At 70.6% G+C, this 16752-nt stretch carries 15 protein-coding genes; 4 read left to right on the top strand and 11 right to left on the bottom strand.

What is annotated here, in order from left to right; all coding sequences use genetic code 11:
* Positions 1-202: 202 nt before the first annotated feature.
* Positions 203-2464: an alpha-xylosidase gene (gene yicI / locus AB0J09_RS32365; protein ID WP_360699173.1), complete on the top strand. Its 2262-nt coding sequence runs from the start codon at positions 203-205 to the stop codon at positions 2462-2464.
* 18 nt (positions 2465-2482) lie between these two features.
* Positions 2483-3868, top strand: coding sequence for a GH1 family beta-glucosidase (locus AB0J09_RS32360; RefSeq protein ID WP_360699171.1), 1386 nt, complete (start codon positions 2483-2485; stop codon positions 3866-3868).
* On the opposite strand, the gene AB0J09_RS32355 is transcribed toward AB0J09_RS32360, so the two are convergent.
* From AB0J09_RS32355 to AB0J09_RS32330, 6 genes are all read right to left on the bottom strand, one after another.
* Positions 3865-4695, bottom strand: coding sequence for an SAM-dependent methyltransferase (locus tag AB0J09_RS32355; protein ID WP_360699169.1), 831 nt, complete (start codon positions 4693-4695; stop codon positions 3865-3867). The two genes, AB0J09_RS32360 and AB0J09_RS32355, sit on opposite strands and share 4 nt — an antisense overlap.
* A 95-nt stretch (positions 4696-4790) precedes the next feature.
* Complete coding sequence (locus AB0J09_RS32350; RefSeq protein WP_360699167.1) at positions 4791-5441, bottom strand: nitroreductase family protein; 651 nt, start codon at positions 5439-5441, stop codon at positions 4791-4793.
* 32 nt (positions 5442-5473) lie between these two features.
* Positions 5474-6469 (bottom strand): LacI family DNA-binding transcriptional regulator, encoded by a 996-nt coding sequence (locus AB0J09_RS32345; protein WP_360699165.1) that lies wholly within the window; start codon positions 6467-6469, stop codon positions 5474-5476.
* Positions 6466-7323 carry a carbohydrate ABC transporter permease gene (locus AB0J09_RS32340; RefSeq protein ID WP_360699163.1) on the bottom strand — a complete coding sequence of 286 codons (858 nt, stop codon included), beginning with the start codon at positions 7321-7323 and terminating at the stop codon, positions 6466-6468. Before AB0J09_RS32340 ends, AB0J09_RS32345 begins: the two co-directional genes overlap by 4 nt.
* Positions 7323-8207 carry a sugar ABC transporter permease gene (locus AB0J09_RS32335; RefSeq protein WP_360699161.1) on the bottom strand — a complete coding sequence of 295 codons (885 nt, stop codon included), beginning with the start codon at positions 8205-8207 and terminating at the stop codon, positions 7323-7325. Before AB0J09_RS32335 ends, AB0J09_RS32340 begins: the two co-directional genes overlap by 1 nt.
* Positions 8204-9520 carry an extracellular solute-binding protein gene (locus AB0J09_RS32330; RefSeq protein WP_360699159.1) on the bottom strand — a complete coding sequence of 439 codons (1317 nt, stop codon included), beginning with the start codon at positions 9518-9520 and terminating at the stop codon, positions 8204-8206. The genes AB0J09_RS32335 and AB0J09_RS32330 overlap by 4 nt, the downstream gene beginning before the upstream one ends.
* Positions 9521-9699: 179 nt before the next feature.
* On the opposite strand from AB0J09_RS32330, the gene AB0J09_RS32325 reads away from it, so the two are divergent.
* Complete coding sequence (locus tag AB0J09_RS32325) at positions 9700-11694, top strand: beta-galactosidase (RefSeq protein WP_360699157.1); 1995 nt, start codon at positions 9700-9702, stop codon at positions 11692-11694.
* Positions 11695-11761: 67 nt separating this feature from the next.
* Here the strand turns inward: AB0J09_RS32325 and AB0J09_RS32320 are convergent, their stop codons facing one another.
* Positions 11762-12721 (bottom strand): hypothetical protein, encoded by a 960-nt coding sequence (locus AB0J09_RS32320; protein WP_360699155.1) that lies wholly within the window; start codon positions 12719-12721, stop codon positions 11762-11764.
* Between the two features lie 324 nt (positions 12722-13045).
* On the opposite strand from AB0J09_RS32320, the gene AB0J09_RS32315 reads away from it, so the two are divergent.
* Positions 13046-13873 carry an SAM-dependent methyltransferase gene (locus tag AB0J09_RS32315; protein ID WP_360699154.1) on the top strand — a complete coding sequence of 276 codons (828 nt, stop codon included), beginning with the start codon at positions 13046-13048 and terminating at the stop codon, positions 13871-13873.
* Here the strand turns inward: AB0J09_RS32315 and AB0J09_RS32310 are convergent.
* The 4 genes from AB0J09_RS32310 to AB0J09_RS32295 form a co-directional block, all read right to left on the bottom strand.
* Positions 13837-14259, bottom strand: a complete 423-nt coding sequence (locus AB0J09_RS32310; RefSeq protein WP_360699152.1) for a DoxX family protein — start codon at positions 14257-14259, stop codon at positions 13837-13839. The two genes, AB0J09_RS32315 and AB0J09_RS32310, sit on opposite strands and share 37 nt — an antisense overlap.
* Before the next feature lie 93 nt (positions 14260-14352).
* Positions 14353-14727: a YchJ family metal-binding protein gene (locus AB0J09_RS32305; RefSeq protein WP_360699150.1), complete on the bottom strand. Its 375-nt coding sequence runs from the start codon at positions 14725-14727 to the stop codon at positions 14353-14355.
* A 5-nt stretch (positions 14728-14732) separates the two neighbouring features.
* Positions 14733-15572 carry an NAD-dependent protein deacetylase gene (locus AB0J09_RS32300; RefSeq protein ID WP_360699148.1) on the bottom strand — a complete coding sequence of 280 codons (840 nt, stop codon included), beginning with the start codon at positions 15570-15572 and terminating at the stop codon, positions 14733-14735.
* On the bottom strand, positions 15560-16752 hold a 1193-nt coding region (locus AB0J09_RS32295), incomplete at its 5' end, for an ABC transporter ATP-binding protein (RefSeq protein WP_360699146.1). The genes AB0J09_RS32295 and AB0J09_RS32300, both read right to left, overlap by 13 nt.

Raw genomic sequence — 16752 nt, 5'->3', positions numbered from 1 at the left:
CTGGAGGACGACGGCCCGCCCCGGCACCGGCTGCTGCCCTGCCGCCTGGTGATCGGCGACAGCTCCGCCCCGCCACGCAGAAAGGATGGATCGTGACACCACAGCTCGGCATGCACAACCCCACCGCCTCCCCGCGCCGGCCCGTGGACGGATACGTCACGCCGGCGCCACAGGCGGTCGCGGCCCTCGTCGAAGGAGCGGTATGAAGTTCAGGGACGGTCACTGGCGGCTGCGTCCCGGGGTGCGGGCCGACTACGCCGCGGAGGCGCATGACGTGACCGCCGACGCCGGCTCGCTGCGGATCCTGGCCCCGGCCAGGCCCATCACCCACCGGGGTTACACGATCGACGGCCCGGTGCTGCGGGTGGACCTGTCGTCTCCGATGCCGGACGTGATCCGCGTCCGTACGGTGCACTTCGCCGGATCCGTCCCCGCCTCCCCCGCCTTCCAGGTGCGCGACGACGCTCCGGACGTGGACGTCGCCGTGGACGGCGAGCAGGCGAGCCTGACCAGCGGCGCGCTCACCGTACGGGTGCGCAGGGACGCGCCGTGGGAGATGACCTTCAGCGCGGACGGGCGCGAGCTGACCCGCAGCGGCGGCAAGAGCCTCGGTGTCATGCGCGACGCCGACGAGCGGCACTTCATGGTCGAGCAGCTCCGCCTCGGCGCCGGCGAACTCGTGTACGGGCTGGGCGAGCGGTTCGGCCCCCTCGTGCGCAACGGGCAGTCCGTCGACATCTGGAACGACGACGGCGGCACCAGCAGCGACCTGGCCTACAAGAACATCCCCTTCTACCTCACCAATCGCGGCTACGGCGTGTTCGTCAACCATCCCGGGCGAGTGTCGTTCGAGGTGGGCTCGGAGCTGGTGTCGCAGGTGCAGTTCAGCGCCGAGAGCCACGACCTGGAATACCTCGTCATCCATGGGCCCACGCCGAAGGACATCCTGCGCCGTTACACCGCGCTGACCGGCCGCCCCGCTCTGCCGCCCGCCTGGTCGTTCGGGCTGTGGCTGTCCACGTCGTTCACCACCGACTACGACGAGGCCACGGTGACGTCGTTCGTGGAGGGGATGGCCGAGCGGGACCTGCCGCTGAGCGTGTTCCACTTCGACTGCTTCTGGATGCGTCCGTACCGGTGGTGCGACTTCGAGTGGGACCCGGAGGTGTTCCCGGACCCCGAGGGCATGATCAGGCGGCTCAAGGAGCGCGGGCTGCGTGTCTGCCTGTGGATCAACCCGTACATCGGGCAGGCGTCGAAGCTGTTCGACGAGGGGGCGGCGGCCGGTCACCTGCTGCGCCGTCCCGACGGGACCGTCTGGCAGGACGACCACTGGCAGGCGGGCCGGGCCCTGGTGGACTTCACCTCCGCGGCCGCCAGGGAGTGGTACGCGGGCAAGCTGCGCGGGCTGCTCGACATGGGGGTGGACGCGTTCAAGACCGACTTCGGCGAGCGCATCCCGACCGACGTCGCCTACGCCGACGGCGCCGACCCCGAGCGCATGCACAACTACTACACCCTGCTCTACAACGAGACCGTGCACCGGGTACTGGCCGAACGGGGTGCGCCCGTGCTGTTCGCCCGGTCGGCCACGGTGGGCGGGCAGCGGCTGCCGGTGCACTGGGGCGGCGACTGCGAGTCGACGTTCGAGGCGATGGCCGAGTCGCTGCGGGGCGGTCTGTCCCTGGGGATGGCCGGGTTCGGGTTCTGGAGCCATGACATCGGCGGGTTCGAGGGGCGGCCGGATCCGGCCGTGTTCAAGCGGTGGGTGGCCTTCGGGCTGCTGTCGTCGCACAGCCGGTTACACGGGAGCAGCTCGTACCGGGTGCCGTGGTTGTTCGACGAGGAGTCGGTGGACGTGCTGCGCTCGTTCACGCGGCTGAAGGCGCGGCTCATGCCGTACCTGTACGGCGCCGCGGTCGAGGCGACCACCGACGGGCTGCCGGTGATGCGGGCCATGCGGCTGGAGTTCCCCGGGGATCGGGGCTGCGACCACCTGGACGCCCAGTACATGCTCGGGCCCGATCTGCTGGTGGCGCCCGTCATGTCGGCGGATGGTGAAATTTCGTACTACGTCCCTGATGGGGATTGGACGCCACTGCTCGGCGGGGAGAGCGTGAGCGGGCCGGGGTGGCGCACCGAGCGGCACGGGTTCGACAGCCTGCCGCTGCTGGTACGGCCCGGCGCGGTGGTGCCGACGGGCGCCCGCGAGGACCGGCCCGACTACGACTACGCCGACGGCGTCACCCTGAACGCCTACCGGCTCCCCGACGGCGCCCGCCGCACCGTCACCGTGCCCGCCCTCGACGGCAGCGCAGCTACTGTCTTCGAGGTGTCCCGCACGGGCGACCGCGTCAGGGCCCGCCGCGTCGCGGGCGCGCCCGCGCGCTGGAGCCTGCGGCTCTTCGGAGACCGTCAGGCGACGGAGACCACCCAGGGCGATGACATCGAGATCACCCTGTAAGGATTTGTGAGGAGCAGCATGCCCACCTTCCCCGAGAACTTCCTGTGGGGCACCGCCACCGCCGCCTACCAGGTGGAGGGCGCCTGGAACGAGGACGGCCGCGGCCCGTCGATCTGGGACACCTTCTCCCACTCCCCGGGACTGGTGGCCAACGGCGACACCGGCGACGTGGCCTGTGACCACTACCACCGGCTGGATGAGGACCTGGACATCCTCTCCGCCCTGGGCGTGGGCGCGTACCGGTTCTCGATCTCCTGGCCGCGTGTCCGTCCGAACGGCACGGTCAACCGGCCGGGGCTGGACTTCTACGAGCGGCTGGTGGACGGGCTGCTCGCCCGCGGGATCGCCCCCGTCGCCACTCTCTACCACTGGGACCTGCCGCAGGAACTGGAGGACGCGGGCGGCTGGCCCAACCGCGACACCGCCTACCGCTTCGCCGAGTACGCGGCTCTCATGGGCGAGACGATCGGCGACCGCGTGGCCACCTGGATCACCCTGAACGAGCCGTGGTGCTCGGCCTACCTCGGCTACGCCTCCGGCGTGCACGCCCCCGCCAGGACCGAGCCCGCCGCCGCGCTGGCCGCCGTGCACCACCTGAACCTCGGCCATGGCCTGGCCGTCCAGGCCCTGCGCGCGGTCGCCGCCCCGACCGCCCAGATGTCGGTCACGCTCAACCTGCACCACGTGCGCGGCGTGTCCGAGCAGGACGCCGATGCCGTACGGCGGGTGGACGCGGTGGCCAACCGGGCCTTCCTCGGCCCCATGCTGGAGGGCGCCTACCCGCGCGACCTCATCGCCGACACCGCCCAGGTGACCGACTGGTCGTTCGTGCGCGACGGCGACGAGGCCACCGCGTGCCAGCCGCTGGACGTGCTGGGGGTCAACTACTACAACCCCACGCTGGTACGCCAGTGGGACGGGTCCAGCGACCGGGCGACTTCCGACGGGCACCAGGACGGGGCCGCGTCACCGTGGATCGCCTGCGAGGACGTCGAGTTCGTCCAGCAGCCCGGCCCGTACACCGAGATGGGCTGGAACATCGACGAGACCGGCCTGACCGAGCTGCTGCGGCGGCTGCACCGCGACTACCCCGGCACGCCCACGATGATCACTGAGAACGGCGCGGCGTTCGCCGACGTCGTGACGCCCGACGGGCGGATCCACGACGAGCGGCGCGTCGACTACCTGCGCCGGCACCTGACCGCCGTGGCCGAGGCGATCTCGGCCGGGGCGGACGTGCGCGGGTACTTCCTGTGGTCGCTCATGGACAACTTCGAGTGGGCACACGGGTACGCCAAGCGGTTCGGCATCATCCGCGTGGAGCCGGACACGCTCGAGCGCACCTGGAAGGACAGCGCCCACTGGTACCGCGACGTGGTCGCCGCCGGCAAGCTGCCCGGCTAGGGTTTGCGGGCCACGCCCCCGACGAAGGTGTGGTACGTGATGCCCGGGGTGGCGCGGTCGTCGGGGCCGGGGCGCCACTCGGGCATCGGCACCAGGCCGGGCTCCAGCAGTTCGAGGCCGTCGAAGTAGGCGAGGATCTCCTCCCGGGCGCGCCACCGGCCGGTGCCGAGGTGCTCGTTGAAGATCCTCTCCGCCTCGTACGCCTGCTTCGACACCTCGGGGTGGGCGTCGCCCGGGTTGTGGAAGTGCGAGATCACCACGTGGCTGCCCGAGGCGAGCGGCCGCAGGAGGGCCGCCGCGACGCCGGCCGGATCCTCGTCGTCGGCCAGGTGGTGCAGGATCCCGAACATCAGCAGCCCGACCGGCTGGTCGAAGTCGAGCAGGGAGCGCGTCTTCGGGTCGTTGAAGATCTTCTCCGGCTCGCGGGCGTCGGCCTCGACGATCGTGGTGGACGCGTCCACGGCCAGCAGGGCCCGGCCGTGGACGAGCACGATCGGGTCGTGGTCGACGTACACGACCTTCGACTCCGGGGCGACCGCCTGGGCGATCTCGTGCACGTTGCCCTGGGTGGGCAGGCCCGAACCGATGTCCAGGAACTGCCGGATGCCCGCCTCGGCCGCCAGGTAGTGGACCGTGCGCCGCAGGAACTCCCGGTTGGCCCTGGCCGCCTCGGGCGCGTCGGGCGCGATCTTCAGCGCGGCCGCGGCCACCTGACGATCGATCTCATAGTTGTCCTTGCCCCCGAGCATGTAGTCATAGACGCGGGAGACACTCGGCTTGGTGATGTCGATCCCGCTGGGCGCGCGCTCCTGCTCGCTGTCGGGCACTGTCGGCTCCTCGGTCAGGTGGCTAGATCCATGATCCTATTTTCGAACCCCCGATTTATGCGGACATTTCATCATGCGAGAGGCGCGCCGCGCGCCTACCAGCGATCAACGTGCAGCACGTCGTCCAGCGGCTGCCGCCGCGCGGGCCTGAACGTCTCGCCGAGGTAGTGGGCGGTCGGGATGAGCACGCCCTGGCGGACGTCGTCCGGGATGCCGAGCAGCTCGGCGATCTCGCTCTCGTACGCCAGGTGCAGCGTCGTCCACGCCGTGCCCAGCCCCCGGGCCCGGGCGGCGAGCATATAGCTCCAGGCGGCCGGCAGCAGCGACCCCCACAGACCGGCCTGATTGCCTTCCGGCAGCCCGCCGCCCGGCAGCGTGATGCAGCCGATCACCAGCACCGGCACGTCGCCCATGTGCTCGCCCAGGTAGGTGGAGCTCTCGGACACGCGCTGCTGCACCGCCGCCCTGTCCGGGTCGTCCTTGAACAGCGACCCCGCGAAGGCGCCGGACTCGTAGTAGGTCCGCAGCGAGCGGCCGTAGTAGTCACCGATAGCCCTGCGCAGCTCAGGATCGGTGACCACCATCCAGTGCCACCCCTGCCGGTTGCCGCCGGTGGGCGCCTGGAGCGCAGCCTCCAGGCATTCGCGTACCAGGTCCATGGACACGGGGCGGGTGAGGTCGAGGCGCTTGCGCACACTGCGGGTCGTGGTGAGCAGCTCGTCAGGGCTCAGTTCGTTGATCGCCATAGGGCCATGATGTCAACGTCGGGGGACGGGGCTCAGGCGGACTCGCGGATCACCAGCTCCGTGGGCAGTATCACCGGCTCCACGTGCTCGGCGCCGTCGATGAGCGCGAGCAGCAGACGTACCGTCTCCTGCGCCACCTCCGCCAGCGGCTGGCGGATCGTGGTCAGCGGCGGGTGCGTCGAGACGGCCACCGACGAGTCGTCGAACCCGCCCACCGCCACGTCCTCCGGCACCCTGCGCCCCGCGGCGCGCAGGGCGGCCAGGGCGCCCGCGGCCATCAGGTCCGAGGCCACGAAGACGGCGTCGATGTCGGGCGTGCGGGCCAGCAGCTCGGCCATCGCCCGCTCGCCGCTGGCCTGCGTCCAGTCCCCGTGCGCGATCAGCTTCTTGGTCGCCTTGCGGCCCAGCACGTCGGCGAAGCCCTCGAGACGCTGGATGCCGCCGGGCGTGTCCATCGGGCCGGTGATCATGGCGATGCGCTTGCGGCCCTGGCTCACGAAGTACTCGGTCATCTGGCGGCCGCCCAGGCGCTCGTCGGCGGCGGCGTACGGGATGACGCTCTCCCGGCCGATGACGGCGCCGCAGGAGACCGCGGGCGGTCCGGACTGCAGGGCGTCGATGAACGGGTCGCCCGCGTGGGTCGAGAGCAGCAGCACCCCGTCGGCGTGGCCCCCGCGGACGTAGCGGACCACGCGCTCGCGGTCGCCCTCGTCGCCCGCCATCATCATCACCAGCGACAGGTCGCGCTCGGCCAGCATCCTGATGGCGACCCGGATGGTGGTGCTGTAGTTGGGGTCCTCGAACAGCTTCTCGTGCGGCTCCGACAGCACCATCACGACCGACCCCGTGCGCTGGGTGACGAGGCTGCGGGCGGCACGGTTGACCACGTAGCCGGTCTCCGAGATGGCCCGCTCGATGGCCACGCGTGCCGCCGTGCTCACGTACTTGTCGCCGTTGAGCAGCCGGGACACCGTGCCGCGGGACACACCCGCGGCGGCGGCCACGTCGTGGATCGTAGGGCGCTTCATTTCACCGCTCCGGAGGACAGATCGGTCTTCCAGTATCGCTGCATTGTGAGGAAGAGCGCGATCAAGGGCACGAGTGACAGGAACGCGCCGGTGAGGATCAGGTTGTAGAGGGAGGGCTGGTTCGCCCCGGACGCCAGCAGCGTGAAGAGTCCGACCGTGAGCGGGAACTTGCCGTCGTCGCCGAGCATGATGAACGGCAGCAGGAAGTTGTTCCAGATGGCCACGAACTGGAACAGGAAGATCGTCACCATGCCAGGCACCATCAGCGGCACCGCCACCCGGTACATCAGGCGCCACTCGCCGGCCCCGTCGATCCGCCCCGCCTCCAGCAGCGAGTCGGGGATGGCCGCGGCGGCGTAGATGCGGGCCAGATAGATGCTGTACGGGTGCAGGATCTGCGGCAGCAGGACGGCCCAGTAGGTGTCTGCCAGTCCGACCTTGGAGAAGAGCAGGTACTGCGGGATCGCCAGCACCACGGCGGGCACGAGGATGCCGCCGATGAGCAGGTTGAAGATCAGGTTCCGGCCGGGGAAGCGGTATTTCGCCAGCGCGTACCCCGAGATCGCCGAGACCGCGGTCGACAGCAGCGCGCCGCCGCCCGCGTACAGCAGGGTGTTGGCCGCCCACAGCCAGAACACCCCGTCCTGGTAGGCGAACAGCTGGGTCACGTTGTCGAGGAAGCCGGTGCCGAAGGCCAGCGTCGAGGTGCTGAACAGTTCGCCGGGCGACTTGGTCGCCGCGATGAACACCCAGAGCACCGGGAACAGGCAGTAGATTGCGCCGAGCAGAAGCAGCCCGGTCGGCGCCACCCCCCACGGGGTGCGCGCGACCGCCCGGCGGTGTGCGGTGGTCATCAGCCCTCCCCGAAGGCGCGGTTGCGGACCACGCGCAGGAACCCGAACGACAGGACGAGAGAGATCGCCGCGATGACGATCGAGGTGGCGGCGGCCGAGTACAGGTCGCCGGTGACGAACGCGTCGCGGTAGACCTTCATGAGCGGGCTCCATGTGGAGCTGATCGTGTTGGTCAGCGGCCGCAGCGTGGTGGGCTCGGTGAACACCTGGATCGTCGCGATGATCGAGAACACGGTGGTGAGGATGATCGCCGGGGTCAGGAGCGGGATCTTCACGCGTACCGCGATCTGGATCTCGGAGGCGCCGTCCAGCCGCGCGGCCTCGTACAGGTCGCGCGGGATGGCACGGAGCGTCGTGTAGAGCACGAGCATGTTGAAGCCGACGCCGCCCCACACCGCCACGTTCGCCATGGAGTACGTGACGGTGCTGGCCCCGAGGAAATCGATGTCCAGGATGTCCCTGATGGGGCTGAGCGAGGGCAGGTAGAGGAAGCCCCACAGCAGCGTGGCGGCCACGCCCGGCACCGCGTACGGCAGGAAGATCGCGATCCTCGAGAACCTGGCCAGCCGCACCCGCGCCGAGTCCAGCAGCAGCGCGAACAGCACGGCCAGCCCGAGCATCACGACCAGCACCAACGCGCCGTAGCCGAGGACGCGCAGCCAGCCGTTCCACAGTTCCGGGTCGGACAGGGCGGCGGAGAAGTTGTCGAAGCCGACGTAGATCTCCTTCCGCGCGCCCCTGCCCAGCCCGAGCCCGGACACCTTGGTCCGCCGCATCGCCAGCCAGACGGTGTACCCGATGGGCACGGCCAGGAAGAGCGTGAACAGCACGATCGCGGGGGTCAGGAACAGGTACGGCCACGCCCCCCTTTCGGAATTTCTCATGAGGCGATCTGGAATCCGGACTTGCGCATGTCGGCGACCGTGGCGTCCTGCATGGCCTGCACCGCGTCGGCGAACGGCGTCTTGTTCTGCAGCGCCTTGTCGAAGTTGTCCTTGAAGGCGTTGTAGGTCACGCCGACGTTCGGGCCGAAGGTGAAGCCGCGGGCGACGGCGGAGACCGCGGCGGCCTGCTGCCAGAAGTCCGGCTGGTTGGAGAAGTAGTCGGGCGCCTGGCCGAGCGACGACTGGGCCTTGGTGGCGGCCGGGTAGACGGCGGCCTCCTTGATCAGCAGGTCCGCGGCCGCGGGGTCAGTGTTCATCCAGGTGGCGAACTGGGTGGCGGCGGCCTTGTTCGGCGTCTTGGCGGACACGGCCGTGGACGAACCGCCCCAGAAGCCGCTGAAGTTCTCGCCCGCGCTCCACTGCGGGAGCGGGGCGACGGCCCACTTGCCCTTGGCCTTGGGCGCGTTGGTCGACAGCACACCCGGCGCCCAGACCGCCGACGGCCAGGTCAGCAGCTTGCCGTCGTTGAGAGACTTGTTCCACTCGGGGGTGAAGAACGGCATGTCGTCGATGACGCCCTCCTTGACCAGCCCGCCCCAGTAGTCGGCGACCTTCTTGGTGGGCTCGTCGGCGATGTCGACCTTCCACGACTCGCCGCTGATCGACCACCACTGGGCGCCTGCCTGCTGGGCCAGGCCCGTGAACGCTCCCGGGTCCTTGCTGGAGAACGTGCCGAGGTACGCCTTCGGATCCTTCTTGCGCACGGTGCGCGCGGCGTCGGCGTACTCCTGCCAGGTCTTGGGGACCGCGAGGCCGTACTTGTCGAACAGGTCCTTGCGGTAGAAGAGCATCATCGGGCCGCTGTCCTGCGGGATCCCGTACACGCCCTCCGTGCCGAGCGTGACCAGGCCCCACAGGCCCTCGGCGAACTCGCCCTTGATCGAGGCGGTCTCGGCCTTGAGGTCGGCCACCGCGTCGGCGGCGACGAACGAGGGCAGGTGCTGGTACTCGGCCTGCACCAGGTCCGGCGGGTTGCCCGCCTTGGCCGCGGTGAGGAACTTGGCCGCCGCGTCGTCACCGCCCGCCTGCTTGCTGACCGTGACCTGGATGTCCGGGTGCGCCTGGTTCCAGACGGCGGCGATCTTGTCCATGTTGGGGGCCCAGGTCCAGTACGTCAGCTTGACCGGTCCCTTGGCGGCGGCCGTGGGGCTCTGCGCCGCCTCGGAGCTTTCGGCGGGCTCGCCGGATCCGCAGCTCGCGAGGGCAGCCGTCAGCACGACGGCCAGGGCGGCTCCAAGGCGGTTGGCGCGCATACGTACCTCCAGAAGGTTCTGTGAACGTGCACAGAGTGAAACAGCCACGAAACACCCGTCAAGGGGTCGTTATGTTCTCGTTAATCAGCCATTATCGGGAGAAGCCAGGGCGGCCGTTCCCCTGGATGCGGGGCGGGCGCTACTGTGCACGTTCACAGAAAGCTTCTCAAGGGGGATGGATGTACCCGGAGCGTCCTGCCGGTATCGCCTTTGGCGGCGACTACAACCCGGAGCAGTGGCCACGCGAGGTCCTGGAGGAGGACGTGGCCCTGATGCGCGAGGCCGGGGTGAACCTGGTCAGCCTGGGCATGTTCTCGTGGGCGCTGATGGAGCCCGCGGAGGGGCGCTACGAGTTCGGCTGGCTGGACGAGATCGTGGACCGGCTGCACGAGGCGGGGGTCGCGGTGAACCTGGCCACGCCGACCGCGGCCCCGCCCGCGTGGTTCATCCGGAAATATCCTGACGTGCTGCCGGTGACCAGGGAGGGGACGCGGATCGGGTTCGGCGGCAGGCAGAGCGCCTGCTCCAGCGCCCCGGCCTTCCTCGAGGCGACCGCGCGGCTGGTGCGCGCGCTGGGCGAGCACTATCGCGGGCATCCGGCCGTGGCCATGTGGCACGTGCACAACGAGTACGGAGCGCCGCTCGGCGAGTGCTACTGCGAGCACAGCCTGGCGGCCTGGCGCGTATGGCTGAAAGCCACATACCGCGATGTCTCCGCATTGAACGATGCCTGGGGCGCCACGTTCTGGGGCCAGACGTACACCGACTGGGCGGAGATCGACGCCCCCCGGTTCAACCACACGGCAGTCAACCCCGCCCAGCGCCTCGACTACGCCCGCTTCAGCGACGGCCAGCACCGCGAGCACTACGCGCTCCAGCGCGACATCCTGCGCGAGCTCACCCCCGGCATCCCCGTGACCACGAACTTCGCAGGCACCGTGAACTGCAAGTCCGCCGACCTGTGGCAGTGGGCCCGCGAGCTGGACGTGATCGCCAACGACCACTACCTGAAGGCCGAACGGCCCGACAACCACATCGATCTGGCCATGTCCGCCGATCTCGCCCGCTCGGTGGCGGGCGGCGAGCCGTGGATGCTCATGGAGCACTCGGCCGGCGCGGTGAACTGGCAGCCGCGCAACATCGCCAAGCGGCCGGGCGAGATGCGCCGCAACAGCCTCGCGCACGTGGCCCGGGGCTCCGACAGTGTGCTGTTCTTCCAGTTCAGGGCCTCGCGCTTCGGGACCGAGAAGTTCCACTCGGGGATGGTGCCGCACGCGGGGACCGATTCCGAGCAGTGGCGCGAGGTGGTCCGGCTGGGCGCCGACCTGCGCGAGCTCGCCGGCCTGCGGGGCAGCCGGGTGCGGGCCGAGGTCGCGGTCGTCTGGGACTGGGAGTCGTACTGGGCGCTGGAGCTGGACTGGCGGCCGTCGGTCGACCTGACGTTCAGGGAGCGAGTGGACGCCTTCTATGAGGCGCTGTGGCGGGAGCACGTGACGGTGGACTTCGTCCACCCATCAGCCGATATTTCGGCATATCGGGTGGTGGTGGCGCCCAGCTCGTACCTGCTGACCGAGGCGTCCGCCAAGAACCTCCACCGGTATGTGGAGGCGGGCGGCAACCTGCTCGTCTCCTACTTCTCCGGCATCGTGGACGAGCACGACACCATCCACCCGGGCGCCCACCCGGGCGCGCTGCGCGAGCTGCTGGGCCTGTCGATCGAGGAGTTCCACCCGCTGCGCGAGCACGAGACGGTGACCCTGACCGGCGGCGACGGTGGCGACGGTGGCGACACGGCCCGCGTCTGGTCCGAGCGGGTCCGCCCGGCCGGTGCGGTCGCCGTACGCGACTTCGCCACGGGACCCGACGCGGGGCACCCCGCCTTCACCCGCCACGACCTCGGCGCCGGCACCGCCTGGTACCTCGCTACTTCCCCCGTCTCCGGCCTGCGCGAGCTGCTCGGACAGGTGCTCGACCACGCGAACGTATCCCGGCCGCGCGGCCTGCCCGACACCCTCGAGCTGGTACGCAGGGGCGGCCACGTCTTCCTGATCAACCACGGCGGCGAGCCCGTGACGGTCGAGGGGGTGAGCGGGAGGAGCGTGTTCGACGGCGTGCGACACGACGGGCCGATCACCGTCGCGCCCGGCGCGGTCATGGTCCTCGCCCTCAGTTGATCTTCCCCAGCGGTGACCGAGTCCAAAGCGAACGGCCGGGGCGATGCCCCGGCCGTTCAAGGTTTTCTCAATTGCTGCCCGGGCACGGGCAGGAGTGACGGCGGACCGTCCGCTTCTCGTGCTTGACCTTCACTGTGTTGATCTTGGCCGGAACGGCCGGCTTGATCAGGACGACCGGCTTGGCCGGAACGACCGGCTTGACCAGCGCGACAGGCTTGATCGGCACAGCGGGCTTGGCCGGCAGGGTCGAGGACTTGCCCTCGCCCGGCGTGACCGCCGCCGCGCAGGGCTCGCCCGGCGCGACAGGCTTGGCCGGAACGACGGGCTTCACCTGCACGGCGGGCTTGGCCGGAGCGATGGGCTTGACCGCCGCGCAGGGCGGCACGACAGGCTTGGCCGGAATGGCCGGCTTGACCACCACGGCCGGCGCGGCGGGCTTTACCGCCGCGCAGGGCGGCGCGATGGGCTTGGCCGGAATGGCCGGCTTGACCACCACGGCCGGCGCGATGGGCTTGGTCGGAGCGGCGGGCCTGATCGGACGTATCTGTACTGACGACGCTCCGGGCCTGATCTCGATGCTGCTCGTCCTCGTGATGACCAGCCCACCGTCCATGCCGGGCCAGTCGGACCCCGCGCACCGGTCGCACGCGCCGCAGGCGCCGGCCGTGCTGGAGAGGCCGCATCCGGAGGTGGAGGCGGCGGGCGCGGTGCCGCACAGGGCTTCAGCACCGCACGCGCCCTCCATCCCGTAGTCGGCCTCGATGCCGTAGCCGGTGTAGCCGCTGGACGACAGTCCGGCGGCTTCGCCGCACCCCTCGACCTTCATGAGCGCGAACCCGTTCAGCAGAAGGGCGTCGCGACTCGGACAGGGGGCGGCCTGCACCCACGTGCGGGTGTCGGAGGGGCGAGTGCCGCTGATCGTTTGCTGCTGTACGAACCCGAGGTCGTACTGCTGGGTGAAGGCGAACGCCTCCGGGGGTGGCTCGGTGGGCGCGGCAGCGGCGGGCGTCGCCAGTGCCACGGACATGAGCATGAACGGCAAAGCGGTAGCGGCTACCGTCGTGTGCCGTGAACGCAATATTTGCATAGGCACACGAGTAGCGCCCGAGATCATCGCGAGGGAGGGCGACACCCCGTCCCAGACGCCAACTGGAATGGATCTTGTCCTTTCTTTGGTGTCCGACCCGGTTCGCCAGGGCGGTTCGCCCCCTATCTCCCCAACACGCCAGGTGGGCCGCCTGACCGAGAACGCCGACCGAAATTTACCGACAGTACGGACAACTGGTCAGTCCATCAGTAAGATCGCGGTCAGCCACCTCGATGGCACAGTGCGTATCCGAAGGAGCCGCCCATGGCCGACCGCCGGCAGAAGCGTGCGCCCCTGGAAGTGGACACCTCCAGACCCGGCACCTCCCGCGTCTACGACTTCATGCTCGGCGGCAAGGACAACTACGAGGCGGACCGCCGGCTGGCACTGAGCGTGCTCGAGATCGCACCCGGCGCGCCGGCGGCGGCCCGGGCGAACAGGGATTTCCTCACTCGGGTGGTCCGGTTCCTGGCGGCGGAGGCGGGCATCAGGCAGTTCCTGGACATCGGCGCGGGCCTGCCCGCACAGGACAACGTCCATGAGGTCGCCCAGTCCGCCGCCCCTGACTCGAGGGTCGTGTACGTCGACCACGACCCGATCGTGCTGGTCCACGGCCGGGCGCTGCTGGCCGTGGACGACCGCACCGCGGTCGTCGAGGGCGATGCCAGGGACCCGGACGCGATCATCGACGATCCGGAGACCAGGCGCCTCATCGACCTCGGCGAACCGGTCGGGCTGCTGTTGCTCGGCGTCCTGCACCATCTGGCCGACCACGAGGACCCGGCCGGGACCGTGGCCCGCCTGATGGAACGCCTCCCGTCCGGCAGCTACCTGGCCGTCTCCCACTTCCACAATCCCGTGGACCACCCGGAGGCGTCCAACCAGGCGTACGCGGCCGAGAAGCTCTTCAACGAGGCCTTCGGGACGGGCCGGTGGCGCACGCGTGAGGAGATCCTCGCCTGCTTCGACGGCCTGGAGCTGCTGGAGCCCGGCCTCGTGCCGCTGCCGGAATGGCGGCCGGGCTCCGGCGACCGCGCCAAGCCCGGCCCCGCCCATCACACCTTGGTCGGCGCCGTCGCCCGCAAGCCGTGATGGCGCGCGGACCTGGCCGTACGGTAGGACGGCGGGCGCAGCACCCATGAGACGAGGCTCAGCAGAGCGAAGAAGAGCGGCATCGTCCAGGCGGCCGGGCCGTCGCCGACCGCCATGTGGCAGAAGGCCGCGCCGCTGTAGGCGAGCACCATGCCGGCGTAGGCCCACTCCTTGAGCCTGGGGAAGCCGGGCACGACGATCGTCACGGCGCCGAGCAGCTTCCACACGCCCAGGATGGTGAGCAGGTAGTAGGGCAGCCCGAGATGGTCGAAGGTGTCACGGACGTACTGGATGCGGAGGAGGTCCCAGCCCGCGCCGGTGAACGACTCCGCGATGAAGATCGCCGTCGCGACCCAGAACGCGACGAGACGGACCTTGGGTGACATGTGCATCTCCCGGTTCCTCGTGGCGAACACCACCGTCAGGCATTCGCTCTCAATGCCCTGACGGAACCCGCGAAGAAAAAGTGACCGTACGCGTCACACCGTGCCCGTGTACACCCAGCGGCCCTCGAAACGGACGAAACGGCTGTGCTCCTCCAGCGTGCCCGGGCGCCCCCGGTCGACGTAGTGGGCGCGGAAGCGGACCGTCCCCTCGGTGTGCACGACGCTGCCGCCGGTCGTCTCCAGCACCTCCAGCCGTACCCACCGCATCTTCCTGTCGAGGTCGAGCGAGGCGGGCCGCGCGGCCGGATGCCAGGTCCGCAGCAGGTAAGCCGCGTCACCCATCCCGAACGCGCTGAACCTTGACCGCATGAGCTGCTCGGCGGTGGCGGCGGCCGCCGCGCCCCGGTGGAGCTTGCCGCAGCAGTCCTGGTAGGGGGCGGGCAGGCCGCAGGGACATGTACGAGGCATGCGCCCTATTGTGCCGCGAGCCGACCCGGCAACCGGCCCGTGAGGTCGGTCAGCGTCGGGCCGAGCGGGGCGTCCAGGGTGAGGGAGGCCTCGGCGTCGCCACCGGTCGGGCCTTGGTTGACGATGGCGATCGGGATGCCGAGCGCGGCGGCCTTGGTGACGAACCGCAGCCCCGACTTGACCGTCAACGACGACCCCAGCACCAGCAGCGTCCGCGCCCCCGCCACCATGGCGAAGCACTCGTCCACACGGGGGCGGGGGACGTTCTCGCCGAAGAAGACCACGTCGGGTTTGAGCAGCCCGCCGCACGCCGCGCAGTCGACCACCTTGAACCCGGCGACCTGCTCGTCGGTGAGCACGGCGTCGCCGTCGGGGTTGATCTGGCCGCTGGCGTCCCAGACGGGGTTGGCCGCGCGCAGCCGCCGCTCCAGCTCGGCGCGGGGCGTGCGCTCCCGGCACGACAGGCAGACGACCCGGTCGAGCCCGCCGTGCAGCTCGATCACCCGCCGGGCCCCGGCCGCCTGGTGCAGGCCGTCGACGTTCTGGGTGACGATGCCGGCGAGCAGTCCGCGCCGCTCCAGCTCGGCCACGGCCCGGTGGCCGGAGTTGGGCCGGGCCTGGCCGATCTGCCGCCAGCCGACGTGGCTGCGCGCCCAGTATCGCTGCCGGGCCTCCGCGCTGCCGACGAAGCGCTGGTACGTCATCGGCTCCGCGCGCCGGGCCCGGCCGGTCGGCCCCCGGTAGTCGGGGATGCCGGACTCGGTGGACAGGCCTGCCCCGCTGAGCACGGCCACGCCTCCCTCTGCGACCAGCTCGGCCAGTCGTGTCACTGTCACAGAATCCATGGTGCCCGATCTGGGGACCCGCCCGTTCCCCGGCCCTGTCGCACCCGCGAAGCCCACCGGCTGCCCGGCTGGCGACCCGTTCGCTCCCCGGCCTCGGCGATCCGCTCCGCGCTCCACAACCGCCGCATCTCGGGGCAGTTCTCCAGCAGCTCGGCGAGCCGCCCGCGCCCGGCGATCCGGCCGCGGTCGAGGACGATGATCTGGTCGGCGCGTTCGAGCGCGGCCTGGCGGTGGGAGACGACGAGCAGGGTGCCGTGTCCCGCGATCCTGTCCCACAGGAGCCGCTCGGTCTCGACGTCGAGCGCGGATGACAGGTCGTCCACGACGAGCAGATCCGGGTCGCGTACCAGCGCGCGGGCCGCGGTGGCCCGCTGCACCTGACCGCCGGACAGGCGCACGCCGCGCGGCCCGACCACCGTGCCGAGCCCTTCGGGCATCGCGGCCAGGTCCGGCTCGAACGCCGCCATCTCCAGCGCCCGCGCGATGTCGCCGTCGGTCGCGGGCCGGCCGAGCAGCAGGTTCTCGCGCAGGGTCTCGGAGAACAGTCTCGGGACCTGGCTCGCGTACGCCGCCCGGCCGGGGACGAGGAACGTGCCCGGATCTCCGATGGGCGTGCCGTTCCACGAGATCGTGCCCTCGTCCAGCGGGATCAGGCCGAGCAGGGCGCGTACCAGGGTGGTCTTGCCCGAGCCGACCGCGCCGGTGACGACCGTGAACGAACCGCGCTCGACCCGCAGGTCGATCCCCCGCACGCCGTGCGCGCTCAGCCCGCGCGCCTCGAGAACCCGGAGCGGGTCATCGCGCGGCGGCACACGGAGAACGGCCGGCGGGTCGCGGCGCAGCCAGACGTCCGCGTCCCGCGACAGGTCGTCGGCGCTCTCGTGCGGCGCCATGAGCCGGGTGAGGCGTTCGGTGGCGACCACGGCCTGGGGCAGGCGGTAGAGGATCGTGCCGATCGTCCGGGGCAGCGCCGTCAGCCAGCCGATGTAGCTGGTGAACAGCGCGAGATCGCCCACCGTGAACTCGCCGCCGCGCATCGCCGGCGCGGCCAGCAGCAGCACGAGCCCGGTGCCGAGCTCCACGGTGGTGCTCGTGGCGGCGTCCAGCAGGTCGGTGGCCAGGCGGTCCTTGACGGCCGCGGCGCGCCGGCGCCGGTTGTGCTCGCGCAGCCGCTCCAGCG

This window comes from Nonomuraea sp. NPDC049784 (assembly GCF_040659615.1).
In the GTDB taxonomy this organism is placed as follows: domain Bacteria; phylum Actinomycetota; class Actinomycetes; order Streptosporangiales; family Streptosporangiaceae; genus Nonomuraea.
This window is presented reverse-complemented; position numbering and strand designations above follow the sequence as displayed.

What these genes read in the sequence shown, in the direction of transcription:
- yicI (WP_360699173.1), top strand. Translation starts at nt 203, where the DNA reads ATGAAGTTCAGGGACGGTCACTGGCGGCTGCGTCCCGGGGTGCGGGCC.
- AB0J09_RS32360 (WP_360699171.1), top strand. Translation starts at nt 2,483, where the DNA reads ATGCCCACCTTCCCCGAGAACTTCCTGTGGGGCACCGCCACCGCCGCC.
- AB0J09_RS32350 (WP_360699167.1), bottom strand. Translation starts at nt 5,441, where the DNA reads ATGGCGATCAACGAACTGAGCCCTGACGAGCTGCTCACCACGACCCGC.
- AB0J09_RS32345 (WP_360699165.1), bottom strand. Translation starts at nt 6,469, where the DNA reads ATGAAGCGCCCTACGATCCACGACGTGGCCGCCGCCGCGGGTGTGTCC.
- AB0J09_RS32340 (WP_360699163.1), bottom strand. Translation starts at nt 7,323, where the DNA reads ATGACCACCGCACACCGCCGGGCGGTCGCGCGCACCCCGTGGGGGGTG.
- AB0J09_RS32335 (WP_360699161.1), bottom strand. Translation starts at nt 8,207, where the DNA reads ATGAGAAATTCCGAAAGGGGGGCGTGGCCGTACCTGTTCCTGACCCCC.
- AB0J09_RS32330 (WP_360699159.1), bottom strand. Translation starts at nt 9,520, where the DNA reads ATGCGCGCCAACCGCCTTGGAGCCGCCCTGGCCGTCGTGCTGACGGCT.
- AB0J09_RS32325 (WP_360699157.1), top strand. Translation starts at nt 9,700, where the DNA reads ATGTACCCGGAGCGTCCTGCCGGTATCGCCTTTGGCGGCGACTACAAC.
- AB0J09_RS32320 (WP_360699155.1), bottom strand. Translation starts at nt 12,721, where the DNA reads ATGTCCGTGGCACTGGCGACGCCCGCCGCTGCCGCGCCCACCGAGCCA.
- AB0J09_RS32315 (WP_360699154.1), top strand. Translation starts at nt 13,046, where the DNA reads ATGGCCGACCGCCGGCAGAAGCGTGCGCCCCTGGAAGTGGACACCTCC.
- AB0J09_RS32310 (WP_360699152.1), bottom strand. Translation starts at nt 14,259, where the DNA reads ATGTCACCCAAGGTCCGTCTCGTCGCGTTCTGGGTCGCGACGGCGATC.
- AB0J09_RS32305 (WP_360699150.1), bottom strand. Translation starts at nt 14,727, where the DNA reads ATGCCTCGTACATGTCCCTGCGGCCTGCCCGCCCCCTACCAGGACTGC.
- AB0J09_RS32300 (WP_360699148.1), bottom strand. Translation starts at nt 15,572, where the DNA reads ATGGATTCTGTGACAGTGACACGACTGGCCGAGCTGGTCGCAGAGGGA.